Origin of the sequence: Klebsiella sp. w6 (assembly GCF_033100215.1) — a bacterium.
GTDB lineage: Bacteria > Pseudomonadota > Gammaproteobacteria > Enterobacterales > Enterobacteriaceae > Klebsiella > Klebsiella variicola.
On sequence record NZ_CP136907.1, the window covers coordinates 1,977,742 to 2,004,092 of the forward strand.

24 protein-coding genes are annotated in these 26,351 nt (G+C 61.2%); 9 read left to right on the forward strand and 15 right to left on the reverse strand.

The window, feature by feature from the left end; translation table 11 throughout:
• Positions 1-86: 86 nt before the first annotated feature.
• Positions 87-1,001: a muramoyltetrapeptide carboxypeptidase gene (gene ldcA, locus R0140_RS09535; RefSeq protein WP_008804312.1), complete on the reverse strand. Its 915-nt coding sequence runs from the start codon at positions 999-1,001 to the stop codon at positions 87-89.
• A 175-nt stretch (positions 1,002-1,176) separates the two neighbouring features.
• Between ldcA and emtA the strand changes: the two genes are divergently transcribed.
• The gene (gene emtA / locus R0140_RS09540; protein ID WP_008804313.1) at positions 1,177-1,788 is read left to right on the forward strand and encodes a membrane-bound lytic murein transglycosylase EmtA; all 612 of its coding nucleotides are present in this window, start codon (positions 1,177-1,179) and stop codon (positions 1,786-1,788) included.
• Positions 1,789-1,836: 48 nt separating this feature from the next.
• On the opposite strand, the gene R0140_RS09545 is transcribed toward emtA, so the two are convergent.
• The 4 genes from R0140_RS09545 to R0140_RS09560 form a co-directional block, all read right to left on the reverse strand.
• Complete coding sequence (locus R0140_RS09545; RefSeq protein ID WP_008804314.1) at positions 1,837-2,661, reverse strand: TIGR04222 domain-containing membrane protein; 825 nt, start codon at positions 2,659-2,661, stop codon at positions 1,837-1,839.
• Positions 2,662-2,673: 12 nt separating this feature from the next.
• The gene (locus R0140_RS09550; RefSeq protein WP_012541282.1) at positions 2,674-3,525 is read right to left on the reverse strand and encodes a DUF2207 domain-containing protein; all 852 of its coding nucleotides are present in this window, start codon (positions 3,523-3,525) and stop codon (positions 2,674-2,676) included.
• A gap of 179 nt (positions 3,526-3,704) precedes the next feature.
• On the reverse strand, positions 3,705-5,825 hold the full coding sequence (locus tag R0140_RS09555; RefSeq protein ID WP_032741200.1) for a TonB-dependent siderophore receptor: 2,121 nt from the start codon (positions 5,823-5,825) through the stop codon (positions 3,705-3,707).
• Positions 5,826-6,079: 254 nt separating this feature from the next.
• On the reverse strand, positions 6,080-7,813 hold the full coding sequence (locus R0140_RS09560) for an alpha,alpha-trehalase (protein WP_008804317.1): 1,734 nt from the start codon (positions 7,811-7,813) through the stop codon (positions 6,080-6,082).
• Between the two features lie 197 nt (positions 7,814-8,010).
• On the opposite strand from R0140_RS09560, the gene R0140_RS09565 reads away from it, so the two are divergent.
• From R0140_RS09565 to R0140_RS09585, 5 genes are all read left to right on the forward strand, one after another.
• Positions 8,011-8,925: an alpha/beta hydrolase gene (locus R0140_RS09565; protein ID WP_023340387.1), complete on the forward strand. Its 915-nt coding sequence runs from the start codon at positions 8,011-8,013 to the stop codon at positions 8,923-8,925.
• 182 nt (positions 8,926-9,107) lie between these two features.
• Positions 9,108-10,547: a circularly permuted type 2 ATP-grasp protein gene (locus tag R0140_RS09570; RefSeq protein ID WP_004180417.1), complete on the forward strand. Its 1,440-nt coding sequence runs from the start codon at positions 9,108-9,110 to the stop codon at positions 10,545-10,547.
• The gene (locus tag R0140_RS09575) at positions 10,541-11,470 is read left to right on the forward strand and encodes an alpha-E domain-containing protein (RefSeq protein ID WP_002910835.1); all 930 of its coding nucleotides are present in this window, start codon (positions 10,541-10,543) and stop codon (positions 11,468-11,470) included. The genes R0140_RS09570 and R0140_RS09575 overlap by 7 nt, the downstream gene beginning before the upstream one ends.
• Positions 11,467-12,282, forward strand: coding sequence for a transglutaminase family protein (locus tag R0140_RS09580; RefSeq protein ID WP_008804319.1), 816 nt, complete (start codon positions 11,467-11,469; stop codon positions 12,280-12,282). Before R0140_RS09575 ends, R0140_RS09580 begins: the two co-directional genes overlap by 4 nt.
• Before the next feature lie 16 nt (positions 12,283-12,298).
• Complete coding sequence (locus R0140_RS09585; RefSeq protein WP_008804320.1) at positions 12,299-13,045, forward strand: proteasome-type protease; 747 nt, start codon at positions 12,299-12,301, stop codon at positions 13,043-13,045.
• Between the two features lie 61 nt (positions 13,046-13,106).
• On the opposite strand, the gene R0140_RS09590 is transcribed toward R0140_RS09585, so the two are convergent.
• The 5 genes from R0140_RS09590 to R0140_RS09610 are packed head-to-tail and all read right to left on the reverse strand — an operon-like array spanning position 13,107 to position 18,135.
• On the reverse strand, positions 13,107-14,192 hold the full coding sequence (locus R0140_RS09590; protein WP_008804321.1) for an ABC transporter ATP-binding protein: 1,086 nt from the start codon (positions 14,190-14,192) through the stop codon (positions 13,107-13,109).
• Positions 14,179-15,141, reverse strand: coding sequence for a carbohydrate kinase family protein (locus R0140_RS09595; protein WP_048268558.1), 963 nt, complete (start codon positions 15,139-15,141; stop codon positions 14,179-14,181). The genes R0140_RS09590 and R0140_RS09595 overlap by 14 nt, the downstream gene beginning before the upstream one ends.
• 2 nt (positions 15,142-15,143) lie before the next feature.
• Positions 15,144-15,983, reverse strand: a complete 840-nt coding sequence (locus R0140_RS09600; RefSeq protein WP_032738925.1) for a carbohydrate ABC transporter permease — start codon at positions 15,981-15,983, stop codon at positions 15,144-15,146.
• Positions 15,973-16,881 carry a carbohydrate ABC transporter permease gene (locus tag R0140_RS09605; protein ID WP_012541290.1) on the reverse strand — a complete coding sequence of 303 codons (909 nt, stop codon included), beginning with the start codon at positions 16,879-16,881 and terminating at the stop codon, positions 15,973-15,975. The genes R0140_RS09600 and R0140_RS09605 overlap by 11 nt, the downstream gene beginning before the upstream one ends.
• Before the next feature lie 9 nt (positions 16,882-16,890).
• A complete protein-coding gene (locus R0140_RS09610) occupies positions 16,891-18,135 on the reverse strand; it encodes an extracellular solute-binding protein (protein ID WP_008804325.1) in 1,245 nt (414 codons plus the stop codon).
• A gap of 214 nt (positions 18,136-18,349) precedes the next feature.
• On the opposite strand from R0140_RS09610, the gene R0140_RS09615 reads away from it, so the two are divergent.
• The 3 genes from R0140_RS09615 (at position 18,350) to R0140_RS09625 (ending at position 21,412) form a co-directional block, all read left to right on the forward strand.
• Positions 18,350-19,558, forward strand: coding sequence for an ROK family transcriptional regulator (locus R0140_RS09615; RefSeq protein ID WP_008804326.1), 1,209 nt, complete (start codon positions 18,350-18,352; stop codon positions 19,556-19,558).
• 74 nt (positions 19,559-19,632) lie between these two features.
• Positions 19,633-20,619: a fatty acid desaturase gene (locus tag R0140_RS09620; protein WP_008804327.1), complete on the forward strand. Its 987-nt coding sequence runs from the start codon at positions 19,633-19,635 to the stop codon at positions 20,617-20,619.
• Entirely contained in the window at positions 20,612-21,412 is an 801-nt protein-coding gene (locus tag R0140_RS09625) for a phosphate/phosphite/phosphonate ABC transporter substrate-binding protein (protein WP_032741198.1), read from the forward strand. Before R0140_RS09620 ends, R0140_RS09625 begins: the two co-directional genes overlap by 8 nt.
• A 47-nt stretch (positions 21,413-21,459) precedes the next feature.
• Here the strand turns inward: R0140_RS09625 and R0140_RS09630 are convergent, their stop codons facing one another.
• Genes R0140_RS09630 through R0140_RS09650 form a run of 5 tightly spaced genes read right to left on the reverse strand, consistent with a single transcriptional unit; the run spans position 21,460 to position 26,173 of the window.
• A complete protein-coding gene (locus R0140_RS09630; RefSeq protein ID WP_309145977.1) occupies positions 21,460-22,857 on the reverse strand; it encodes an LLM class flavin-dependent oxidoreductase in 1,398 nt (465 codons plus the stop codon).
• Positions 22,835-23,734 carry an ABC transporter substrate-binding protein gene (locus R0140_RS09635; protein WP_080923656.1) on the reverse strand — a complete coding sequence of 300 codons (900 nt, stop codon included), beginning with the start codon at positions 23,732-23,734 and terminating at the stop codon, positions 22,835-22,837. The genes R0140_RS09630 and R0140_RS09635 overlap by 23 nt, the downstream gene beginning before the upstream one ends.
• A 60-nt stretch (positions 23,735-23,794) precedes the next feature.
• Positions 23,795-24,463 carry an ABC transporter permease gene (locus tag R0140_RS09640; RefSeq protein WP_004203269.1) on the reverse strand — a complete coding sequence of 223 codons (669 nt, stop codon included), beginning with the start codon at positions 24,461-24,463 and terminating at the stop codon, positions 23,795-23,797.
• Positions 24,463-25,092 carry an ABC transporter permease gene (locus tag R0140_RS09645; RefSeq protein WP_023341812.1) on the reverse strand — a complete coding sequence of 210 codons (630 nt, stop codon included), beginning with the start codon at positions 25,090-25,092 and terminating at the stop codon, positions 24,463-24,465. The genes R0140_RS09640 and R0140_RS09645 overlap by 1 nt, the downstream gene beginning before the upstream one ends.
• Positions 25,085-26,173 carry an ABC transporter ATP-binding protein gene (locus tag R0140_RS09650; RefSeq protein ID WP_317703973.1) on the reverse strand — a complete coding sequence of 363 codons (1,089 nt, stop codon included), beginning with the start codon at positions 26,171-26,173 and terminating at the stop codon, positions 25,085-25,087. Before R0140_RS09650 ends, R0140_RS09645 begins: the two co-directional genes overlap by 8 nt.
• Positions 26,174-26,351: the final 178 nt, after the last annotated feature.

Sequence of the window (26,351 nt, forward strand, 5' to 3'; positions counted from 1 at the left end):
CGTACTCCCTGACTGGCGTGAAAAAATGGCTAAAAGTGACACTATTTTAACAATTCGCAGGGGATCCGCCTATGCGTCCGGGAAATTTATTCTGTCAGCACCGGGTGGCCGCTGATCGTCAGAGTGGTGGTAGCTGCCTGATTCACCAGTCGCGCGCGGGCGCCCAGCGGCAGGGTCACCGTGCGCTGCTCGTGGCCAAACTCCAGTCCGCTAATCAACGGCAGGGAGAGCTGCTGGCGCAGGTAATCAAAGACCTGCGGCAAATCGTACCCCGCGTCATAGTCGTTTGGCGCGCTGCCGGTGAAGCTGCCGAAGATCACTGCTTTCTGCGCCGCCAGCACGCCGCTGTGCAACAGCTGAAGCAGCATGCGCTCGACGCGGAACGGGTGCTCGTTGATATCCTCCACCACCAGGATGCCGTCGCGGATCGCCGGTAGCCACGGCGTGCCGATAAGCGAGGTCAGCATCGCCAGATTTCCTCCCCACAGGGTGCCTTCCACCTGGCAGTTCGGCCCTTCGCCCGGCCATTCGAGGGTAAATTCCGCCTGGCGTAGCGCCTGCCAGAAATGGTGCTCGGTAAACGGATCGAGGGTCTCCGCGCCGAAGTTGCCCGCGAGCATTGGCCCGCTGAAGGTGATGACGTTGCCCGTAGCCAGCAGGCCCGACTGGATAGCAGTGAAATCGCTGTGGCCGCAAATCAGCAGTGGGTCGCGCTGCTGGCGGGCAATCAGTCCCTGCCAGTCGATATGCGGCAGCAGGCGACTGGCGCCGTAGCCGCCGCGCACCGCGAGGACGATACGGTTGCGCCCGGGCAGCTGGGCCAGCTGGTTAATATCGGCCAGGCGTTCCTGTTCAGTCCCGGCGAAACGCTGCTGCCGGCGGGGAATGACCTGCTGGTGGGCCACCTCATGTCCGGCCTGCTGCAGACGCTCGACGCCGCGGGCTGCCGCCTGCTGGTTGATGCAATAACCCGATGGCGCGACCAGATAAAACTGAGACATGATAATTCCTTGCTATGAATGAAAGGGTTATGATGCCGCCTGGAATGGCGATTGTCATCTCCAGGTGGCTAACTTCAGTCCGCACCCGTCATCCTTCAGGTTGTCGGCCGGCGGGGGACGTACCGCTGCCGTCGTTCTGCAGCATGATGGCGTTTGGGTAGATAAGGATAGATGTGTGAAATTGAGATGGTTGCTTATTTTAGTCGTTTTTCTGGCCGGTTGTAGTTCGAAACATGATTACACTAACCCGCCGTGGAACCCCGAGGTCCCGGTGAAGCGGGCGATGCAGTGGATGCCGATCAGTGAAAAAGCCGGCGCCGCCTGGGGCGTGGACCCGCAGCTGATCACGGCGATCATCGCCATCGAGTCGGGCGGTAATCCAGCGGTGGTGAGTAAATCCGGCGCCGTCGGGCTGATGCAGCTCAAGCCGTCGACCTCCGGACGCGATGTCTACCGGCGGATGGGCTGGCGCGGCGAGCCGTCGGTCAGTGAGCTGAAAAACCCGGAACGTAATATCTCGATGGGGGCCGCCTATCTGAGCATTCTGGAGAACGGTCCGCTGGCGGGGATCAAAGACCCGCAGGTGATGCGCTACGCGGTGGTGGTCTCCTATGCCAACGGTGCCGGCGCCCTGCTGCGCACCTTCTCGTCGGATCGCCAGGACGCCATCGATGAGATTAACGATCTCGACGCCGATGAGTTCTTCGAGCATGTGGTGAAGAAACACCCGGCACCGCAGGCGCCGCGCTATATCTGGAAACTGCAGAAAGCGCTGGACGCCATGTAGGCCTACGCTCACCCCGCAGGCCTGGCGGGGTGAGTGCTTCTCACTCGCCTAATCCTCGGTACGCAGCGAGGTGATAGCGCTCATCGGCGCAATGAGCGTTTTATAGTCCCGGTAGCGCTCGGGAAGGGATCCTGGGCCGTTCACCGCCACGCAGAGTATGGCTGTCGCGTCATCTTCCTGATCGCCTTTCAGCGCTAACGCTTCTCGTAACGCATCGATGCAGGCATGGGCGTCATGATGTGAGATGCCGCAGATATCGAGACGAATGGTTTTGCTAATGGCTTCTATCCATAACCCGCCCCACAAAGCGCAACCCGTGGGCATGAGCAGGCAACTAAAGATGCTGTACGCGGTGAAGTCGAGCCAGATAAAGGTCTTACTCACAACGATAACGCCGAGGGCGATCGAAGGGATGCTGATGGCCAGCATATTACACCCGCGGCGCAGCGGACTTAAGGCTAAGCCCGCGCTCGCTATCTGTTCCTGCCAGAGGTTACGTCCGGCAATACTCAGGCTGCAGGGCAGATCTTCATGACACGGCTTTCGCACCTCAAAATGGTCAAACAGTATTCTTTCAATGACGTTCATTTCCTGGTTTGCATAGCGTCCGTTGGCCAAAACCTGCCCGGCCTCCGGGATCCACAGATACTTTTTACTGAGTAAGCTGAACATCGCCAGCTGGATCACCCGGGTCCCTTCTCCGGTCAGCCAGGCCAGCAGCCATGGACTGACCTCCGTCGCGTGCGGCTGGGGCTGAGCCGCTGGCCGTGTCACGACGATCGTCGTACCGATAGCAATATAGATACCCGGGACGATAAACATAAATCCGCCAAGAAACAGCAGTGGATGCAGATGCATCATAAAATTCCACATACTGTCCCCTCGTTAATCCAGGCGCTGCAGACAAAAGGGATACTGAATAAGGTTGATGATTTTTACATATTCAGCAAATCTTTCGGGAAGCAGGGTGGTTGTACCAATCGCCACGCAATAATCGGCGTTTTCATCGGTCAGGGTATCTGCGTCAGCAATAAGCGTCTCTTTCAGGGTATCAATATAGTGGTGAAGAATATTAATAGCGATCCCCTCCCGGTCGAGCCGGGTGGCATTTAAGGTGATGCATAATAGCCACAGCCACCACAGTCCGGAAACCATAAACATCACCAGCCAGCTCAATACGCTGGAGTGAATTATCGCCTGATGATCAAATAGTGTTTTCCAGACGAGCACAGCGATTAACAGCAGGGAGGGGGCGGCAATCACTATCATGTTCCACGTTTGGTGCGTTGGGCTTAGCCGTAGTCCACTGCAGTGGGGATCGGTAGCCCAGTGGTTTTGTTCAGCGACGTGCAGAGAAAGCGGGAGATCCTGGTGACAGGATTTTGGCGTAGCGAAATGGTCAAACAGTATTTTTTCCACGCAGGTCATTTTGCATTCGGCATACTGCTGATTGGCGCAGAGCTGAATATCTTCAGCAGAATGGATGAGGGTGACATAGTTTTTTCTTAACAGCCGGAACATGGCCAGCTGAATGACGCGGGTGGCGCGATGACGTAGCCAGGCTAAAAAAGAGGGGGAGATAGAATAGGGCGCCGGAACGGCGGTGGTATTTTTAGCGGGGCGGGTCTTCACAATAATCATATTCAGCAGAATATATATCACTGTGGTGGATAATACATAATAACCCATAAATGATAACGGGTGTAAATTGGCGATATAGCTAATGACGGGGTTCACTTTTATTCCTTGTGAGCGCTATAACCGGTTTGCGCCAGCATAGTAAGCTTTCTCATCCACGGGGGGCAAGTGAAATAATGGGGTGGCATTTTTAAGTTAATTTCAGCAATAAAAGCGAGACAAAAGTCTTCATGAAAGCCTCCGCCGTCATGGCCGGAGGCTTATATTGCTGCGGTCAGTTAAAAGTCGTAGCCCACGGTGGCCATGACGCTGCGCTCTGCTCCCCAGTAGCAGTTGCCGGTGCCGTAGCAGCCGGAAATATACTCGCGGTCGCCGATATTGTTGGCGTTAACCTGCACATAAGCGCCTTTCAGCGTTGGCGACCAGACACCGAGGTCGGCCCGCATCATGGCATCCATCAGCGTGACCGACGGCAGCCGCGCGGTGTTGGCATCATCCGCCCACTGTTTGCCGATGTAGCGGACGCCAGCGCCCACCGAGATCCCCGCCGGGAACTGATAGCGCGCCCAGAAGGAGGCCATCTGATCCGGGGTCAGCTGCGGCGTGTTGTTATCGGTACCGTCCCTGGTGTCCTGGAAGCGCAGACGATTCCAGGTATACGAGGCGATAGTACTCAGCTGCGGGGTGATCTGGTGGTGTGCTTCCAGCTCAACGCCCTGGGAATGGACCTTACCCGCCGGAATATAGGTGGCGGTGGCGATGTTCGGGTCGCGGGTGGCGACATCCTTTTGCGTCAAGTCGTAAATTGCAATGCTATAGAGGTCGCGGCTGCCCGGCGGCTGGAACTTCAGACCGGCTTCGACCTGCTCGGCGGTGGTCGGTTTCAGCGGTTTGCCGTCCGCGCCCGGCAGCATCGCCGGGGTGATCGCCTGGCTGTAGCTCAGATAAGGCGAAAGGCCATTATCCAGGGCGTACAACAGCGAGGCGCGGCCGCTGATATGGTCGTCTGAACGGCGGTTTGAGGTGCCGAAGGTATCGCTGACCTGCTGGGAAACGATGCGGTCGTAGCGTGCGGAAACATCCACATGCCAGCGGTTCCAGACCATCTCATCCTGCAGATACAGCCCGGTCTGGTAGTAGCGGCGATTATTGTCGTCGCTGTAGGTAACTGTATGCCCGGTCTGCGCGGTATAGCCGGTAAACGGGTTTAGCGGCGCCGCACCGCCGGCGCCGGTCCACAGATCGTTGCGGAAGCGATGATATTCGGCGCCGAGGATCAGGGTATGCGCCAGGTCGCCAGTATTGAAATCGGCGCGCAGGCGGTTATCGGTCGACCAGCCGTCCAGCGAACCGCGCGAACCGCTGTAGCCGCGGGTCAGCATGTCGCTGTCATCTATCCAGCCGACCTGGTAGACCTGATCGAGGGAGACGTTGGTGTGGGTGTAGCTCCCGGCGGAATAGACCGACCAGACGTCGGTGAACTGGTGGTCAAACTCATAGCTGTAGATCTGCTGGCGGCGCTGATAGCCATCTCCCGGATCGCCCTCGTTGGTGCTGGGGGAGAGCTTACGACCATTATGCGCGTAGCGGGTGCCATCCAGCGGCAAAGAGCCGTGGTAGCCGCCGGAAGGATCTTTTTGCAGATAGGCGCGCAGCAGCAGCGAGGTGTCGCTGTCCGGCTGCCATAGCAGGGAAGGCGAAATCGCGTAGCGCTCTTCGCGGGTATGGTCATACTGCGTGTCGCTGCTGCGGGTCATCCCGATCAGCCGCCATGCCCACTGCTCGTTGATGGCGTCGGTGTAATCGAAGGCCGCGCCTTTGGTATTTTGCGTACCGCCGGTCAGGCGGACGTGGCCCTGCTGGCTAAACTGCGGGCGTTTGGAGGTCAGGTTGACCACGCCGCCCGGCACGCTCTGCCCGTAGAGCGCGGAGGAGGGGCCGCGGATCACATCGACGCGTTCGATAAACCACGGGTCGATTTGCACAACGTTATGACTGCCGCCGTCGCTCATCAGGCGCATACCGTCGAGGAACAGGTTATCGACGTCGCCGCCGTGGTAGCCGCGCAGGGAGATAGCGTCGAACCGGGTCGCGCCGCCGCCGAAGCTGGAGTAGACCCCCGGGGTATATTCCAGCGCCTGGCTGATGGTATTCGCCCCCTGGTCCGCCATCTGCTGGCGGGTGACCACCGATACCGACTGGGCGGTGGTGATTAACGGCTGGTCGGTTTTCGTCGCCCCGAGCGAAGTGCTGGCGCTGTAGCCTTCAGTCGGCGCGCTGGCGGACGCCGGCGGGCTGGCAGTGACCACCACGGTCTCTTCAGCTTGCGCGGTGAGGGGAAGGGCGACCACGAGGGCGTACAGCAGCCTCGGGCGTTTTCGGGAAATAGCCACGTTCATAAGATCATCCTGAACCAACGCGGTCTGGTACTCCTGTACGCCGCCGCGGGAAAAACGAATCTGTCATTGTTCGTTAAAAAGTAATGCGAATTATTATTGTTTGTATTTATGTGATCAAGCGAAAGGTGACCGGTTCAGGGCGATGGGGGGAGTGACGTGCTTCCCGCGGGCCGCAGAGCGGGGCTGCACGGGGACGTTGTCAGCAGGGAGACGACTACCCCCTACCGAATTTGGTAGGGGGTGCGTGAAAAGCGTCAGGCGCCGGTTTTTTGCGCTGCCGCCGGTGCGGGGTCGTTGGCGGCTGGCTTGCTCTGCGCGGAAGGGGCCGCCGCCGGGCGCGTGGCGGGCAGGGCATCGCAGGGTTTCTCCTGCGGGCAGATCAGATCCAGCATCTTCAGGGTGACACCGTTGGTCCAGCCAAAGCCATCCTGTAGCGGATATTCGCCACCGCCGCCGCCGGTCCCGGTCGAGCTTACGTCATACTTCTCCACCAGCTTTTGCTTGCTGTCATAGGTATGCTGAACGTTGCTCAGGAAGCGCCAGCTGACCTCCATGGCGATCTTTTGTTGGCCGTAGTTTTGCAGGCCCTCGACCGCCACCCACTGCAGCGGCGCCCAGCCGTTCGGGGCGTCCCACTGCTGGCCGCTGTTGACGGTGGTGGTGGTCAGCCCGCCGGGTTTGAGCAGCCGCGACTCAGCGGCGGCGGCCACTTTCGTCGCCCGCTCGCGTGACGCCGCATTGACGTACAGCGGGAACAGCGCCGCCGCGGTCAGCTGATTGCGCACCTTGTGGGTTTTCAGATCGTAATCGGCGTACCATCCCTCTTTATCATTCCACAGATATTTCTCGATGGCCTGCTGGCGGGCATTAGCCAGCGCATCGTACTGCGTAGCGCCGGCGCTGTCCCCGGATGCCTTGCTGGCGCGGGCGAGGGTTTTCTCCAGATGGAACATCAGGGCATTGAGATCGACCGGGACAATCGAGGTGGTGCGAATGGTGGCGAGCTGCTGCGGATTATCCATCCAGCGGGAGCTGAAATCCCAGCCGGAGGCGGCGGCGGAGCGCAGGTCGCGATAGATCTCGGTTGCCGGACGATTCGGGTTGCTTTTGGCGGTTTTGACGTCGTCAAGCCAGGACTCGGGGCGCGGGGTGTCGTTATCGTCCCAGTAGCGGTTGAGCAGCGCGCCGTCCGCCATCCGCACCGCCCGTTTGTCAGCGCTGCCGGGGGCCAGCGCGTCCGCTCCGGCCATCCAGTAGCGATACTCCTTCTCCAGCTGCGGCTGGTAGGTTTTCAGTACCTGGTCGCCATCGTGCGTCGCCAGCAGGCTCACCATAAAGGAGAAGAAGGGGGGCTGCGAACGGCTGAGGTAATAGGTGCGGTTGCCGTTGGGGATATGGCCCCAGGTGTCAATTTCCGCGGCGAAGTTGGCGACCATATCTTCGACTTTATCCCAGTGACCGCTTTCGGCAAGACCCAGCATGGTGAAATAGCTGTCCCAGTAATAGACTTCGCGAAAGCGTCCGCCGGGGACCACGTAGGGCTTAGGCAGCGGCAGCAGCGAGTCCCATTTTTCCACCTCGACGGTGCTGCGGGTCAGGACCGGCCACAGGCCATCGATATGTTGACGCAGGGTTTGCCCTTTAGGCGGCACATAGGTGTCATTTTCTTTCGGCAGCGTGAAGTTCAGCTCGACGAAGTGGCGCAGGTCAAAGCTGGCCTGGTTTTTCTGCATCCGGTAATCAGCAAGGATCATCAGCGGATCGCTGTTAGGGATCGCGTCGGCGAAGGTTTTTTGATCGGCAAAGAGCTTCGCGCTCTGGACATCATTGAACAACGGGCCCAGCAGAATATCCGGCGAGGGGGGGGGCGCGGTTTTGCCGTCTTCCGCCTGGACATTCAGGCTCATCAGGGCGAGCAGGGCGCCGCCGATCGCCAGGCGCAGGGTACAGGGCAAAGCAGCGGGACGATGTGCATCAGTACTCGTCATGGGGAGTTCTCCTTATCATTATCGACTGCGGGCCACGACGTTTGGCCATCCAGAAACCTTAGACGAATATCTGCCGCTGCGCGTGTCAGGGGTAACATTTTGCGCGAAAACAGAGGATTTACCTGCCAGGTTTTCTGATATAACCACCAGCAAAGCGGTTAGGTTTACAGGCAAGCCAACGCGCCCGGGAGCCAGTCATGAATCGACGTCAATTTCTGCTGTTTAGCGCCGCTGCGCTGTCTGCGGTGCGGGGCGCGGCGGCCACTGCTCCGGCGCTGACGCTGCCGCTGTGGCCGGATCAACCGCCGGGGGGAGGCGGGCCGGGGGGCGAGGCTCGGTTATCCGCCCGCGGCGCGCTGAGCCATATCCCTCGTCCTGTGCTGACGGTCTGGCAACCCGCCCGGGCCACTGGCCACGGAGTGCTGGTGGCGGCCGGCGGCGGATACCAGCGGATCGAGATGGGCAGTGAGGCCTGGCCTGCGGCGCACTGGCTGACGGCGCACGGCTATACCGCCTATGTCCTGAGCTACCGCTTGCCGGGGGAGGGCTGGCAGGCCGGTGCGCTGGCGCCGCTGCAGGATGCGCAGCGGGCCCTGCGGCTGATCCGCGCCCGGGAATCGCAGGTCAGCGTGCTCGGTTTTTCGGCGGGGGGACATCTGCTGGGGATGGCCGCCTGTCGGCCGGCGTTTACCAGCTACCCGCCGGAGGATGCGCTGGACCACCAGCCCGCCACCGCCGACGGCGCCGCGCTGATCTATCCGGTGATCACGCTCCTGCCGCCCTGGAGCCATACGGCGACCCATCGTCTGCTGGTGGGGCCGCAGGCGAGCGAGGCGGCCGACCGCGCCTGGTCGGTACAAACCTGGGTGACAACGGCCACACCGCCCTGTTTTCTGGTACAGGCGCAGGACGATCCGATTTCCGATCCGCACAATACGCTGTTGATGGCTGACGCCTGCCGCCAGCATCAGGTTCCTGTGCAGCTTTTCCGCTATACCCGCGGTGGCCATGGCTTTGGTATGGGGCGCCCGGGAACGCCGACGACCGCCTGGCCCACGGCCTATGCCGCCTGGCTGAAGGCGCTGGCGTCCACGATGGCGCAAAAATCGTAGCGCTGCCTCACGACGGTGCAACCGCAGCCGGGCGCGGGCGGCTGTTCTGGCGATTTTTTGCACAATCAGACGGCGGGTCAGAACAGATTTGCACAACGCCGCGGCGGTAGATGACCTGGCATAATTAATGCTTATCTCTTACCGGGATTACCACAAAGTGAGTACAACCGGAGGGGATAGCCATGATTAAAATTACGCTACCTGACGGGCATTATTATGACGAGATGCTGACCGCGCAGGGTGAACAGCGGCCGCACTATAATGCCTGGTGGCAATGGTTTCGCAACACCGATCAATTCTCTATCCGGCAGAAAAAAGCGCAAGCGGAACTGCTTTTTCACCGTATCGGCATCACCTTTAACGTGTACGGCGAGGATGAGGGAACCGAGCGGCTGATCCCGTTTGATAGCGTGCCGCGGATCATACCCGCCGGGGAGTGGCAGCGCATTGACCGCGGCATTCGCCAGCGGGTGAAAGCGCTCAACGCCTTCCTCTATGACATCTATCATGAGCAGAATATTCTGCGCGCGGGGCTGATCCCGGCCGAGCAGGTGCTGGCCAACGAGCAGTATCAGCCATGCATGCAGGGCATCAACCTGCCAAACAACACCTATGCCCATATCACCGGCGTCGATATGGTGCGCAATAACGACGGTCAATACTACGTGCTGGAGGATAACCTGCGTACGCCGTCCGGCGTCTCCTACATGCTCGAAAACCGTAAGATGATGATGCGCCTCTATCCGGAGATGTTCGAGCAGCATCACATTGCGCCAGTGGAGCGTTACCCGAGCTACCTCCTGCAGACCCTGCGCGAAAGCTCGCTGGTGGATGACCCTTGCGTCGTGGTGATGACCCCGGGGCGCTTCAACAGCGCCTACTTTGAGCACAGCTTCCTGGCGCAGCAGATGGGGGTCGAGCTGGTGGAGAGCGCCGACCTGTTCATTAAGAACGGCGCGGTGTATATGCGGACCACCGAGGGGCCGCGGCGAGTGGATGTGATTTATCGCCGCATCGACGACGCCTGGCTCGACCCGCTGGCCTTCCGCGCCGATTCCATGCTCGGCGTACCGGGGCTGCTGTCAGTCTATCGCGCCGGCGGCGTGGTGCTGGCCAACGCTATCGGCACCGGCGTCGCCGACGACAAATCAATCTACCCGTACGTTCCGGAAATGATCCGCTTTTACCTCGGCGAACAGCCGATCCTCAGCAATATCCCCACCTGGCAGTGCCGGAAAGCAGAGGACCTGCGCTATGTGCTGAGTAACCTTGAGCTGATGGTGGTCAAGGAGGTCCATGGCGCCGGGGGCTACGGCATGCTGGTTGGCCCGCGTTCGACTAAAGAGGAGCGAGAGGCCTTCCGCCAGCGCCTGCTGGCCAATCCGGCCAACTATATCGCCCAGGACACCCTCGCGCTGTCGACCTGCCCCACCTTCGTTGATGAAGGTCTGTCGCCGCGACATATCGATTTACGGCCCTACGTGCTGTCCGGGCAGGAGATGCGGCTGGTGCCCGGCGGCCTGACCCGCGTGGCGCTGACCGAAGGGTCGCTGGTGGTCAATTCGTCGCAGGGCGGCGGAACCAAGGATACCTGGGTGATGGAGGATGACGCATCATGCTAAGTCGTACGGCGAGTGAATTGTTCTGGATGGCCCGCTATCTCGAGCGGGCGGAAAGCTACGCCCGGGTACTGGACGTGACCTGGAAATTATCGATGATCCCCCGGCACAGCCAGCAGTCGCGGGATCTGGCGCTGCCGCTGAATTTGTCGATGACCCACGAGCTGTTTCAGGCGCGCCACGCCCGCTTTACCATGAGCAACCTGCTCAACTTCTTTGCCCTCGATGGCAACAACCCCTGCAGTATTTACAGCTGCGTGGAGATGGCGTGGAACAATGCGCACGCGGTGCGCGGCAGTCTGTCGGCCGAGGTGTGGGAGAGCATCAACGCCACCCGAATCGAGCTGCGAACCCTGCGCCAGCAGGGGCTGGGTGAACTCGGCAGCGACGGCTTTTTCGAGTGGGTGAAAGAGCGGGTGCATCTGTTTCGCGGGGCGGTGATTGGCACGCTGCTGCGCAACGACGCGCTGAGCTTTATCGGCATCGGCACGCTGATAGAGCGTGCCTTCGCCACCACCCAGCTGCTGCTGATTAAGGATCAACAACTGACCAACGACCCGGATCCGGTGCGGGAATACTATCGACTGGATACCTTGCTCAATGCGGTCAGCGCCCGCGAAGCCTACAACAGCCTCTATCGCCAGCCAGTCAGTCGCGAAACGGTGATGGAGCTGCTGATCCTGCGTAACGATATTCCGCGTTCGCTGCGCGCCAGCATTGCCGATCTGGTCGGCGAGCTGGAGAAGATCGCCAACGATCGCTCCTATCAACCGCTGCGCCTGGCCCATCAGCTCAACGTTGACCTGCGCTTCAGCACCCGCGACGACCTGGCGCAGGCGGACCTGCAGACCACCCTTAACGGCCTGCTGGCGAGAATTAACGCGCTGTCCGACAGCATCAGACAAACCTATCTGGAGGCCTTATGAAACTGGTCATCGATCATCTCACCCGCTATGGCTACGATGAAGAAGTGAAGTTTTCCACCCAGTATCTGCGCCTGACGCCGCGCAGTACCGGCCGGCAGACCATCACCGCCTGGACGCTGACCCTGCCGGACGGGGCGGCGGTGACCACTACCGACGGCTGGGGAAATGTGCTGCATGTGCTGACGCTGGATAACCCGCACAAGGAGATCACTATCCGCGCCAGCGGGATTGTCGATATCGCCGATGAAGGGGAGGAGACGCGTGATGAAGAGGCCGAGCTGCTGTCGCCGCTGGTTTTTCTGCGCTGTACGCCGCTAACCCGCGCCGATACGGCGATCCGTGAGTTTGCCCAGCGCCTCTATCGTCCCGATGCGGCGGAAGAAAGTCTGAATCAACTGATGGCGGATCTGCTGTTAAGAATGCCATACTCCCCCGGCGCGACCCAGGTGCAGGACTCCGCCGCCGACGCCTTCGCCCGCGCGAAGGGAGTGTGCCAGGATCATACCCATGTTTTTCTGGCCTGCTGCCGCGCACTGGAGATCCCGGCGCGCTACGTCAGCGGCTATGTTTACAGCGATAACGCTCAGCATGTGGCGATGCACGCCTGGGCGGAAGTCTGGCTCGACGGCCGCTGGCTGTCGTTTGATATCACCAATAATACCCGTCGCCTGAATCAGCATTTGCGGCTGGCGACCGGGCTGGATTATCTCGACGCCTGCCCGGTACGGGGCACCCGGCTGGGCGGCGGCGGGGAGATTATGTTAACCAACGCTGAAGTGCGCGAACACAGCCAGCAGGCGCAGCAGCAATAATACGGGAAAAACCGCAATGACCTACTGTGTGGCCATGTGCCTGGCGGATGGACTGGTGTTTGCTTCCGACTCCCGCACCAACGCGGGCGTCGACCATATTGCCACTTTTAAAAAGCTGCACGTTTTCCATCAGGAGGGGGAACGGGTACTGGTGCTGCAATCCGCTGGCAACCTGGCCACCACCCAGAGCGTGATAAGCCTGCTCAGCGCGCGCATCCGCACCCAGCAGGAGCCGAATCTGATGCAGGTCACCTCCCTCTACGACGCCGCGATGCTGATCGGTAAAACGCTGCTGGAGGTGATCCAGCGCGACAGCAGCAACCAGCAGAACTGCAGTAACACCAACTTCAACTGCAACCTGCTGCTTGGCGGCCAGATCGCCGGCGAAACCCATCGTCTGTTCCATATTTATCCGGAGGGCAACTTTATTGAAGCCACCCGCGACACACCTTATTTCCAGATCGGCGAAAGCAAGTACGGCAAGCCGATCATCGATCGGGTGCTGACCATCGATACGCCGCTGGAGCAGGCGATGTGCTGCGCGTTGATCTCCATTGACTCGACGCTGCGCAGTAATCTGTCCGTCGGCCTGCCGCTGGATACGCTGCTCTACCGCAGCGGCAGCCTGAGCAGTGCCGGGCAGCATCGCATCACCGACAGCGATCCCTACTTCAACCGCATCCGCAAGGCGTGGTCCGAAGGGCTGTTGCACACCTTCCAGACGCTGCCGACCTGGACCCCAGCGGAGCGGGAAGAGGAGTAGCCCTGGAACACGAGCTCGCCCGGAGCCCGGCCACACGGATGATGACCGGCTCCCTTCGCCCTTAGCGCGTCTCCGCCAGCCGCTCGCCGCTGGCGGCATCAAACAGATGCAGGTTTTCGCGGCGGAGAGTCAGCCCCAGCGTCTGCTGCGCCGCGACCGCCACCCTGCCGGCAACCTGCACATGCACCGGAAAACCCTGCCAGTCGAGATGCAGCAGGGTGGATTCCCCCGTCACCTCCATGATGTTTACCGTTGCCGGCGCGCCATGCGCATCCGGCAGAATATCCTGCGGGCGCAGACCGACAATCAGCGGGGCATCGCCCTGCTGCGCCACGGCCTGATGCCAGCGTTCGGCCAGCGGAAACCACAGCGCGCCGCAGGCGACGCCGGGCTGGCCGTCGCGCACGGCGCGCTGACCGGGCAGGAGATTCATCGGCGGGGAGCCGATAAAGCGGGCGACGAAGGTATTGCAGGGCTGGTCGTAAATGGCCAGCGGCGCCCCCTGCTGGACGATCTGCCCGTCGCGCATCACCACAATCTGATCGGCCAGGGTCATCGCCTCCACCTGGTCATGGGTGACATAGATCATGGTGGTATTGATGCGCTGGTGAAGGGATTTGATCTCTGCGCGCAGCTCCATCCGCAGCTGGGCGTCAAGGTTCGACAGCGGCTCATCGAACAGGAAAACCTGGGGGTTTCTGACCATGGCCCGGCCCATCGCCACCCGCTGGCGCTGGCCGCCGGAGAGCGCTCGCGGATAGCGAGCCAGCAGTTTATCAATCCCCAGCAGGCTGGCGACCTGCTGCACTTTGCTTTTCTGTAACTGCTTATCCACCTTTTTGACCTGCATATGAAAGGCGAGATTTTCCGCCACCGTCAGGTGGGGGTAGAGCGCGTAGCTCTGAAAGACCATCGCCACATCGCGGTCGGCCGGATCCAGATCGTTGACCGGCCGCTTGTTCATCAGAATGGTGCCGCCGGAAAGCGTTTCGAGACCGGCCAGCAGGCGCAGCAGGGTCGACTTGCCGCAGCCGGAAGGGCCCACCAGTACGGTAAAGCTGCCGTCGGGGATGGTGAGGTCCAGCGGCTGGAGCACCGTCTGTTTGCCGTAGCGCTTGGCGACATCGATCAGTTCAACACTGGCCATCGGTGGCCTCCTCAAGGTGATGTTGCAGGGTATGCCAGTCGGGATAGCGGCGCGGGGAGGTGCCGATCGCCTGCGCGGCGACGGTATTTCCCCAGCGCAGCGCGGCTGCCGCAGGTTTACCGCTCAGCAGCGCGGCAAGGAATCCTGCGTTAAAGCTGTCGCCAGCGCCGATGGTATCGATCACGGTGACCGGCCGGGTCGGCGCATGGTGATGGCCGTCGGTCGTCCAGCAGTCCGCGCCGTCGGCGCCGCGCTTTACCACGCACCCGCCGCGGCCGCTGAGCCGTGCCGCCAGGGCTGCGGCGGCTTCGGCGAGGGTCGGGTGGCCGGCCAGCTGCAGGGTTTCAACGTCGTTGAGCAACAGCCAGTCGCAGTCGCCCAGCCAGCGGTCGACCTCATGACGCAGCGGGTCGCTCCAGCCCTGAGGCGGCCAGCCGGTATCGACGGCAAGGGTAAACCCGCGCTGGCGGAGCGTGGAGAGCAGCTGCGGATAGTCGGATAGCAGCCCGGTACAGAGAAAGGTACCGCAGAGCAACACGATATCGCCCTCGCCAGCGGCGGCCGGCAGCTGGCTCAACACATCCCCGGCGGTCAGGCGGGTAATATGTCCGCGGTTGCTGAGGAAGGAGCGCTCTTTGTTGGGATGGGTGATCGCCACCGTCAGCGAAGTTTCACAGGGATACTGCGGCCAGCGTGCGCTGCCGCCGGGAAACTGTGCCGCCAGCCACGGAGTAAACGCGTCGTCGCCCTGACAGCCGACCGTGCAGTGCGGAAGCTGCATGGCGGCGGCGGCCAGCGCGCAGTTGCCGGCAGAGCCGCCGGGCCGCAGCGCGCTGTGCTCGAGCATCATCTCAGTCCCCTGGGCAGGCCAGTGGGTCAGGGTTCCCATCACTAAATCAATATTGTAATTGCCCACGATATAGAGCACAGGTGTCCTGGTGTTATCCATAGTTATCCTTTACTTCCCCCGTTAGTGAGGCCGCTGACCAGCGTTTTTTGCAGCCAGATAGCAATCAACAGCGGAGGGACTGAGGCCAGTATGCCCACCGCCGCCACCAGCCCGTCATCGGTGGCGCGGCCGGCGGTGAAGCCGGCGATGGTCACCGGCAGCGTTTGGGCGGCGAGGTTGCTGGTGAACAGTAGCGCATAGAAAAACTCGTCCCACGCCAGCAGCCAGCCGAACAGCGCGGCGGCGCCAAGCATCGGTTTCGCCAGCGGCAGAGTGATGCGCAGCAGGACCTGCCAGATGCGCAGACCGTCAAGCCGGGCCGCCTGTTCGATATCCTGCGGCAGGGTATCGAACTGGTTTTTGACCATCCACGTCAGAAACGGCACGATCAGCGAGCAGTAGACCAGCACCAGCCCGCTGCGGGTGTTGAGCAGGCCAAAGTGTTCAAGAATAAAATAGAGCGGCAGCACAAAGGCCACGGGCGGCACCATATAGATGCCGAGGCCGGCGTACAGCCAGCCGTCGCGGCCGGGATAACGCGAAAAGCTGAAGGCGGCGGGGATCGCCAGCAACAACGACACCAGCGTCGCCCCGGCGGCCACCAGCAGGCTGTTGCCCAGCGCGGGAAGAAACAGCGCCCCGGGTTCGCCAGGGGCCAGCGACAGCAGATGGCCATAGCGGCTGAAGTCCCACTGCCGCGGGAGCCACTCCAGCGGGACGCGGGTGAGGTCCGCGGTGGTGCTGACGCTCATCAAAAACAGCCACAGCATCGGGGCGAGGATCGAGATCGCCACCGCCAGCGCCGCCAGGTAACGCAGTACGATGTACCCTTTACGCTTCATCATCAACACTCCGGCGCCGCTGACGCAGCAGCAAAAACAGATACAGGGCTATCAGTACGGCGCACATCAGGCTCATCAGCATGGCGTAGGCCGCGCCGCTGCCGGCGCGCAGGTAGCTGAAGGACTCCTGATAGACAAAAAAGCTCAACGTTTTGGTACTGTCGAGCGGGCCGCCGCGGGTCATAACATAGATAATGTCGAACACTTTGAAGGCATCGATGGTGCGTAGCACCAGCGCGACGCCAAGGGGACCCACAATGGCCGGAAAGGTAATGGCGCGAAAACGCCGCCAGGCCGAGGCGCCGTCGAGCCGCGCCGCCTCGTACAGATCGTCGGGAACAGACTGCAGGGCGGCCAGCACCAGCAGGGTGACCAGCGGGTAGTTTTTCCAGATATCCGCCAGCATCACCGCGTGCAGGGCAGAATCCGGCGAGCCCAGCCAGCTGCGATAGCTGTCAATCAGCCCCAGCTGGCTGAGCAGAGCATTAACGCTGCCGTAGTCGGGATTAAAGTTAAGCCGCCACATCATGGCGTTGACGATAGTTGGCAACGCCCACGGCAGGATCACCAGCACCCGCAGGACATTTCGCCCGACAAAACGCTGATTCAACAACAGCGCCACCAGTACGCCGATCGCCCCCTCAATCGCCACCGAGACCACGGTGAAATAGAGCGTTCGCGCGAAGGCCGCACGAAAGTCCGGGTCGGTCAGGGCATAAAGATAATTATCCAGCCAGACGTAGTGGGTCGCCTCGCCGCTTCCCGCCAGCGCGGTATCGGTAAAACTCAGCCACAGCGTGCGCGCCAGCGGCCATGCGGTGAGGATAAACATCGCGATAAGCATGGGCGCTAACAGCACCCATGCCTGACGATGCTCGCGTCGTTGCAGACTCAGCATCATGCCTCCTTAACGCAGACGGGCCGCGCTGGTGTCGACCGCCTTGAGGGCGACGTCGGGCGTGGCTTTACCCTGCAGTACCGACTGAAGCTGCTGTTGCAGGGTGTTTGACAGGCGCGAGTAATCTGCCGTTTCGGGACGAGAGAGCATCACGTTCAACGACTTGTCGGCGGCGGCGATCAGGCTCTCCTGGCCTTTGGCAACGGCAGGATCCTGGTACGAGGCTTTCCACACCGGCAAGCTCAGTTTGGCATACTTGTCCTGTACCGGCTGGGAGGTCAGATAGTGAATATACTGCCAGGCCTCTTCCGGATGCTGACTGGCTTTGGCGATGCCCAGCCCCATAGAACCGTTGACGGCGCCGGGTTTATCCGGGGTATCGCCTGGGGCGGGGACAATGCCAACATCACCTGCGACTTTACTCTGTTTCGGATCGTTGGCCATGTTGTACATATAGGTCCAGTTGAGCGCAAAGGCGGCGTCGCCATTGGAGAAAGCCTTACGCACATCCTCCTCAAGATATTCACGTGATGCCGGGTTGCTCAGCCCCTGATCGAGCGAGGTTTTCATCAGCGTGACCGCTTTCAGCGAGGCGGGCGTCGAAAAATCGAGCTTGCCGTTCTGGTAGAAGCTCCCGCCGAAGCCGGAGACGAGGGTGGTGTAATCGCAGACCAGCGCTTCCGCTTGCGACCAGCTCCAGACCAGAGGATATTTAACAATCCCTTTGTCCTTAAGCACTTTGGCGTCGTCCATTACCTGCTGCCAGCTGGCAGGCGGCGTTTTGATCCCCGCTTTGTCCAGCATGGCTTTGTTGTAATACAGATATTTGGTGTCGAGGATCCACGGCATGCCGAGGGTTTTGCCTTGATACACCACGGTATTCATCGCCCCGGGGAAAATCTTCTCGCGCTCGTCGGCGGCAATCCGTGAGGAGACATCCTGCAGCAGATCGAAGCGGCTAAACTCCGCCGGCCAGATCGCGTCGAACAGCACCACGTCGTAGCCGTTACCCCCTGCGCCGCGGGCGGCGACGATCTTGTCGTGCAGCGCTTCATAGGGGACGAATTCGAGATTGACCTTCACGTCAGGGTGTTGCTTTTCGAAGTCACTGGTCATCGCGCGAATGTCGTTTTCGCTATAGGCCGCCTGGGTCATGAACAGGGCATTAATCTGGGTCGCTGCGCTGACGCTCCCGCTGATAACGAGCATCGCCAGCAGACAGGCGTTGACCCGTAGTGCGCTGTGGTATTTCATCTTTGCTCTCCGCTGTGCTGTACTGAAAGGGGTTATGATTTATTAAATCAATTTGATTGATTTAATCAGGGCGACAATATCGGCGACATCTCCCGAGTGGTCCCAGCACTAAGCGTAGCAAAGGGTATGCCATCGCGAAGACCCGCCTGCGCGGGTCGTTGTCAGATCTGTGATGCCGGCTAAAATTTCACCAGTCCAGCCTGGAAGGGAAACGATGAAAACATCAGGTACAAACCTTGAACATGCCCGGGTGCATAACCGCCGGGTGATCATTGAGGCGGTGCGTTTACATGGCGAGCTGACCCGCGCCGAGCTGGCGCGGCTGACCGCGCTGACCCCGCAGACCGTGTCGAATATTGTGGCGGAGCTGGAGCAGATGGATCTCCTGACCAGCCACCAACCGCGGCGCGCCAGCGGCCGTGGACAGCCAGCGGTGCCGGTGAGCCTCAATCCCGCCAGCGCCTGGTCAATTGGCATCCATCTTGATCATCAGACGCTGATTGTGGTGCTGGTGGATCTGGCCGGCGAGGTCCATTTTCGCCGACTCATTCTGGTGCAAAAGCCCCAGCCTGGTGCCACCTTTGCCCGCCTCGCTGAGGTGCTGAATGAGATCCGTGCGCTGCCGACGCTGGACTGGTCGCGGGTGCTGGGGATGGGGGTCGTGATGCCGGGGCCCTTTGGCGTGGAAGGGATCTCGTCGACGGGGCCCACGACGCTCAACGGCTGGGAAGGGGTCGATGTAGCGGCGGAGCTCGGGCGACTCAGCGGCCTGCCGGTGACTCTCGAAAACGACGCCACGGTGGCCGCCATTGGCGAACGCTTTCACGGCGTGGCGCGGCAGCTCAACTCTTTTGTCTATCTCTATATTGGCACCGGTCTGGGCGCCGGTATTTTTACCGATGGTCATGTGTATACCGGCCATGCCCATAACGCCGGTGAGGTCGGGCATATTGTGGTCGCGCCGAACGGTCGCCCTTGCTATTGCGGGAATGAGGGATGCCTTGAGCGCTATGTTTCGCTGCAGGCGGCCTATGAGTTTTGCGGCCTCGACCCCTATCGCGCGCTGCCGGAAGATCTGCTGTCGGTGGACGCTGCGCTTTTCGACCAGTGGATCACCAGCATCCTGGCGCCGTTGCGTCAGGCGATCAATTTGCTGGAGTGCGTCTTCGATGCCGAGACGGTTGTGGTGGGCGGTATGATGCCCGCCCCCTTGCTGGAGAAAGTGCTGGCGCGGCTGCCGCCGCTGTATCAGTCTGTGCGCGGGCGTTACCTGCCGGCGCAGCGTGTCAAAATGGGGATGACCGGCACCGATACCGCCGCGCTGGGCGCCGCTGCGCTGCCAATCTTTGATGAATTTAATCCGCAGTTTCAGGTGTTGATGAAAGCGGTGAATACAAACGCGCTTTTTGGCAAAGCTAAGTAAATTAAATACTTTGTTATTTAACGTGTTATCTCACATCTTCGGAGGGAATGAGGCAACACGGCAAGGTATCGGAAGTGACGGAAAAGAAGACGGCTGTCTATGTGGATGATCAACAGCGCATCCTGATCCGCCAGCTGGCGCGCAGCTGGCTGTGGCGCAGCGAGCTGCCGACATGGCTGCTGATTGTGACGGTTTACGGCGGCTGGTTTGCCTGCGTGGCGGGCTGGCAGACGCTGGGTTTGATGCCGGCCACGCTGCTGCTGATCTGGTTTACCACCTGGTATATGTCCTTACAGCACGAGCTTATCCATGGGCATCCCACCCGGCTGGCATGGTTTAACCAGCTGTTGGGGACGCTGCCGCTGGCGGTCTGGTATCCCTATGGCATCTACCGCGACAGCCACCTGGCGCACCATCGCAACCATCTGCTGACGCACCCCGAGGACGACCCCGAATCGTACTATGTGACGGCGGAAAGCTGGCAGCGCTTCTCAGCCTGGCAGCGCCGTCTTATCCACCTGCGCAACACCTTCTGGGGGCGTCTGCTGCTGGCGCCGCTGATGGATATTATTCACACCCTGAACCGCGCGCTGCGGGCTTTCCGCGAGGGTGACCGCCGCGCTATCGCCATGTGGAGTCTGCATCTGTTGCTGCTGACGGGCCTGCTGACCTGGATGGCGGCGCAGGGTTTTTCCCCACTGTGGTTTGTGCTGGCGGTGAGCTACCCGGCGCTGGCCCTGACCAAAGTACGCTCTTTTCTCGAACACCGCGCCGCGGATGACCCGCTGGCCCGCTCGGTGATCAACGAGGCCGGGCTCCCCTGGCGGGTGCTGTTCCTCAATCTCAACTACCATGCGGTGCATCATGACCTGCCAGGGGTCCCCTGGTACGCTTTACGTCAGCTGTATCTGCATCGCCAGACGGCTTATCTGCAGCGTAATCAGGGGTTCCTGGTGCGTGGGTACGGCGAGTGGCGACGCCATTTTGGCCGCCGGGCGGTGGCGGTGAACGCCCATCCGGGCTTTGGCGAGCAGGCGCAAGCGGGAGGAGAACATGGCTGAACGCATGACCTTTCCGATGTATGCCATCCACCGTCAACAGACCCAGGCCCTGTGGCAGGCGGTGCAGTCGCTGCTGGCCGAACGCGGCGTGACCGTGACGGGAGATCCTCCGGCGGCTGACCCCGAGGATCTGCTGGACCACTGGCGCCAGCCGACGCTGTTGCTGAGCCAGACCTGCGGCTACCCGCTGGTGACCCAGCTGCCGGAGGTGCAGACGGTGGGCTGTTTCCACTACGCCGCGCCCGGTTGTGAAGGGCGCCGCTACCGCAGCCTGTTGGTGGCCCGCGAAGCGGATAGTCATCGGATGCTGGGGGACTTTTTTGGCCGTCGGGCCGCGTGCAATGCCGAGCACTCGCAGTCCGGCTACAACGTGCTGCGTAAAATGGTCGCGCCGCTCTCCCGGGAGGGGCGATTTTTTTCGGAGGTGGTGTTCAGCGGCAGCCATCGGCAGTCGCTGCGCGAGCTGCAGCAGGAAAACGCCGATATCGCCGCCATCGACTGCGTGACCTACGCGCTGCTGCAGCGCCATCAGCCGCAGGCCCTGGCAGGCCTGGTGGCGATCGGCTGGAGCCCGGCCGCGCCAGGGCTGCCGCTGATCACCGCCGGCGCCACTCCGGCGGCGACGCTGAATAGCCTGCGCGAGGCGCTCCAGCAGTTAGTGAGCGATGCGCGCTATCGTCCCCTGTGCGATGCCTTGCTGATCTGCGGCTATAGCGATATGCCGCGGGAGGCCTATGCGCCGCTGCTGGCGTGGCGGGATGAGGCCGCGGCGCTGGGAGTCAGCCAGCTATAGGTAAAATGCCCCGGCCAGCGGTCTGTGCCGGGGCGGGCCACGTCGGGCTACGGCGCGGTGAAGCGGTTTTCCACCGCGGGCAGACCGAGCTTTTCACGCAGGGTGCCGGGCGGGTAGCGATCGCGCATGACGCCGTTACGCTGCAGAATCGGCACCACCTGGTCAACAAAGCGGTCAAAGTCTCCCGGCAGCAGCGGGAACATCAGGTTGAACCCATCGGCGGCGCCCGCCTGCCAGGTCTCCGTTAAGGCGGCGGCAATCTCCTCGGCGCTGCCCAGCAGCAGCCAGCTATCGGAACTCTGTAATAACAATTTCCCCAACTCCAGCAGGGTGAGCCGCGGATCGTACTGGCGGATAAGCTTCAGCGCCGTGCGGATGCCATCAAAGCTCTCTTCATCGGGGAGCGGCGGCAGGGGTTGGTCCCGTGGCAGGGTGCTGAGATCCATCCGAAGATAAGAGGAGAGCAGGTCGATAGCCATCTGGTCGCTCATCAGCTGCTCGTTAAGCTGCTGGCGGGCCGCCTTTTCCTCGCTGGAGTTCACCACCACCGGCAGGACCCCGGCGATAATTTTGAAATGGGCCGGATCGCGCCCGTGCTGGCGCAGCCGCTGGTTCATCTCTTCGCGATAGGCCAGCCCTTCGGCGATCGAGTGAATAAACACGAAGTGCATATCAGACCAGGCGGCGGCCAGCGCTTTTCCCGCCTCTGAAGAGCCGGCCTGCACCAGCAGCGGATGGCCCTGCGGCGGGCGAGGGACGTTGAGCGGGCCGCGCACGCGAAAGTACTCGCCCTGATAGTCGAGGTGATGCACCTTGCCGGCATCGGCGAATAATCCGTGCGCTTTATCGAAGATCGCCGCGCCATCTTCCCAGGAATCCCACAGGCGAGTGACCACGTCGATGAATTCATTGGCCCGCTGGTAGCGGGTGCCGTGGCGGGGAAGCTGCTCCAGACCGAAGTTTGCCGCCTCTTCTTCCAGCCACGACGTCACCACATTCCAGCTGGCCCGGCCATTGCTGAGGAAATCCAGCGAGGCAAAGTAGCGCGCCAGGTTATAGGGTTCGTTATAGGAGGTCGACGCGGTGGCCATCAGACCGATATGCTCCGTCACCGCGGCGAGGGCGGAGAGCAGCGTCAGGGGTTCAAGCCGGGCGTTGGCATAGTGGGTCAGGCCGCTGGGCACCGTATCCCACACCGCGATATGGTCGGCGACAAAGATAGCGTCGAGGGTCGCCGCTTCGGCCTTGCGCGCCAGACTGGCGTAATAGTTGAGGGTAAATATTTCCGCTTCTGGTGCGTCAGGGTGACGCCAGGAGAAACGGTAATCCCCCTGCGGGTTATAAAAGAACAGGTTCAGGATCATGTGTCGGGTAGACATAGCGTGGACTCGCGGCTGAACGCCATCCGTGGCGGGGTGACGGTCAGTGTTGGGGGAGGTTAGCATTAACCCATTGCTCGGCGACGGCTGCCGGATCTTTATGCTGGAGATCCACCTGCTGGTTGAGGGCAATCAGCGTGGCATTGTCCAGCTTGCCGGAAACCTCATTGAGCACGGCGCTGATCTCCGGCGTCAGACTGGCTTTGCGCACCAGCGGCACCACATTCTGACTCGGTTGTTCATGTTTATCATCTTCCAGAACCACCCATTTCTCCTTCGCCAGGTTGCCCTGGGTGGAGACGACCGTCGCGACGTCGATTTTGCCCGAATTGAGCGCCAGCCGGGTCAGCGGCCCGCCCATGTCCAGCGATTTCACCGCTTTGAACTCAAGGCCATAGACGCGCTTCAGCCCCGGCAGGCCCAGGGCGCGTACCGCCAGCTCCGGTGGTCCGCCGATCACCAACTGCGGGGCGACGGGCTTCAGGTCGGAGAGGGTGCGCAGATGGTATTTCTCCGCGGTCTCGGCACGTACCGCCCAGGCGGTGATCGAGGTGGCCGGGGCCGGGGTCAACAGGGTGAAATCGGCGGGCAGGGCCTGGGCCAGCTCAGCGCTAACGGCCTGCTGGCTGGTGGCCTCCGTCTTGCCGTTATAGAAATTGAGCAGGGCGCCAAGATATTCCGGGACGATATCGATCTCACCGCTCTGCAGCGCCGGAATAATAATTTCCCGGTTGCCAAGGTTGAGACGGGTGTTGGCCTCGATATGATTTTTCTTTAACGCGCTGGCGTAGATGTTGGCGAGAATGGAGCTTTCGGTAAAGTTGGCCCCGCCCACCGTGACGCTGGCGGCAAGGCTGCTAACGCTCAGGCTGAAGAGCCCGGCGGCCAGCAGCGAGAGACGAAATCGACGGGCGGTGACGGCCTTGCAAAATAATTGCTTCATAATACCTCTTTTATTTTCAGGTTAATCAGACCCAGGCGCAGGGGTCATGTCAGTTTCACGCTAATAAGGCGCGGCAATACGGCGATGAACCAGGCGGCCGGCGCAGCGGGCGAAAAGCAGTTCACCGCCTATCGCCAGCAGGGAAACCACCAGCGAGCCGCCGATCACCTGCGGGATATCCCGCTGCCCGAGGCCGTCGATCAGAAAACGTCCCAGCCCGCCCAGACCGGCATAGGCCGCGACCACCGCCGTGGCGATAAGCTGAACCAGCGCCGTGCGCACACCGGCGAGGATCAGCGGCGCCGCCAGGGGGATCCGCACCTGCCACAGGCTTTGCCAGGGGGTCATGCCCAGCGCGATGGCCGCATCGCACAGCGGGCGATCGGCGTGATAAATCCCCACCCAGGTGTTAGTGAGGATGGGCGGGATCGAGAGCGCAATAAGCGCCGCCAGCACCGGGATATCGTTAAAGCCAAAAACGATGATGCATAATAAAATCAGCCCTAACGAAGGGATGGCGCGGCCAAGATTAAACAGGTTAATCACCACGAAGGCGCCTTTGCGCCAGTAGCCCAGCGCGATGCCGAGCGGCAGGGCAATGGCGCAGGCCACGGCCATACTGACCAGCACGTAATAAAGGTGTTGGCCGAGGCGCAGCAAGATGCCCTCGTCGCCCAGCCAGTGCTCCGGCTGGGTTAGCCAGTGAAAGGTGGCGAGAAGCAGCGTCATCATTCGGTCCACGGCGTTAGCCAGTCGCCAAGACGGGCAATCAGCCCGTCAAAGACCAGCGACAGGAGCAGGCTCAGGACCAGGCTAACGACAATCGGCGTCAGAAAGTCCTGATTAAAACCCGCCAGCAGCAGCTGCCCCAGCCCGCCCTGGCCGATCAGCGCAGTGACGGTGACCAGGCCGACCAGCGTCACCGAGGCAATGCGCAGCCCGGCAAACAGAGAGGGCAGTAGCAGCCACAGCTCGATATCGAAGAAGCGGAACCCGCGGGTATAGCCGAGCGCCCGCGCGGACTCCAGCGCCGCCTGCGGCAGCTTCTCCATGCCGGCCAGCACGTTGCGCAGCAGGATCAGCAGCGAGTACAGCGTCAGGCCAATTAGCGAGGTGGTCAGCGACAGCCCGGTAAAAGGCAGCAATAAAATAAACAGCGCCAGCGAGGGAATGGTAAAGAGCACGCCGCACAGGGTGATGAGCGGCTGCGCCGTTGCGGGCCAGCGTAAGGTCACCGCTAACAGGCCGCCGGTGAGCAGGGAGCCGAACAGCAGGGCCAGCAGGACCATCCGCGCATGCTGCCAGAGCAGATCGCCGATCATCGCGCGGTTATCGATAACCCAGCTCCAGTCAATCATGAGATCGCACCCCCACCGCGCCGTCGAGCACCTGCTGCAGCAGGGTGTGGGATACCGCCCCCTGGTATTGTCCTTCGTCATCCACATGCACCAGCACGCCGGTCGCCACGTCGAGCAGCGCGCTATAGGCAAAATGCAGGCTGTGGCTGCTGGCGAGCGGGCGCTCCACCGGCAGGGTGAGGCCCCGCTGCGGATCGAACCAGTGTAGCGGGCGTCGCTGGCGGTCAAGCACCAGACGCAACGGGCTGGCCAGCGGTGGATGGGCGCTGGCGAGCGGCGTCAGCGCTTCGTCGAGCAGGGGGACATCGTGACGCGGCAACTGGCCGACCTGTATCATGCCCAGCCGCTTCAGATTGGGTTCCGGGCCGATAAAGCGGCGCACGAACTCGCTCGCCGGGTGGGCCAGAATACGGTCGGGAGTATCAAACTGCGCCAGCACGCCGCCTTCCTGGAAAATGGCGATTTTATCGCCGAGACGGATCGCTTCATTGATATCGTGGGTCACTAATACAATGGTTTTCTGCAGCCGCTGCTGCAGGAGCAAGAGCTCATCCTGGAGGCGTTCGCGGACCACCGGGTCGATGGCGGCGAAAGGCTCATCCATCAGTAAAATGGGCGGATCGGCGGCGATGGCTCGGGCGATGGCCACGCGACCCTGCTGGCCGCCGGAGAGCTGATGCGGATAGCGGTGCAGCAGATGACTATCGAGCGACATCAGCGCCACCAGTTCGTCAATCCGCGCGCGGATCCGCGCTTTGCTCCAGCCCGCCAGCCGCGGCACGGTCGCGATATTTTGCGCCACGGTACGATGGGGAAAGAGCGCAGCGCTTTGCATCACGAAGCCGATCTGGCGGCGGATCTGGATAATATCAGCGTCAGCGAGGCGGACCCCCTGAATATAGACGTCGCCGCTGTCGGGAATATCCAGCTGGTTAATCATCCGCAGGATAGTCGTTTTTCCGCAGCCGCTCGGGCCGACGAAGGTGCAGAATTCGCCATGATCAATATCCAGACTGAGGTCGCGAATGGCCGGCTGGGCGCTGCCTGGATAGGTTTTAAAAAGATGCGTTAATTTAATCATGGCGGAATTCAACACTCTGAATAATAAAGTCCTGACCCGGATAAAGTGGCGCCGGGATCCTGGCTCAAACTACAGAGCGCCTGCGGGGAGGGCAAATACGTTATTTGCATTTGCATAGTGAAAAGCTGGTTAATCAGTTGCTATGGAAGAGAGGCCGGGAAGTTGTTTTATGGATTTG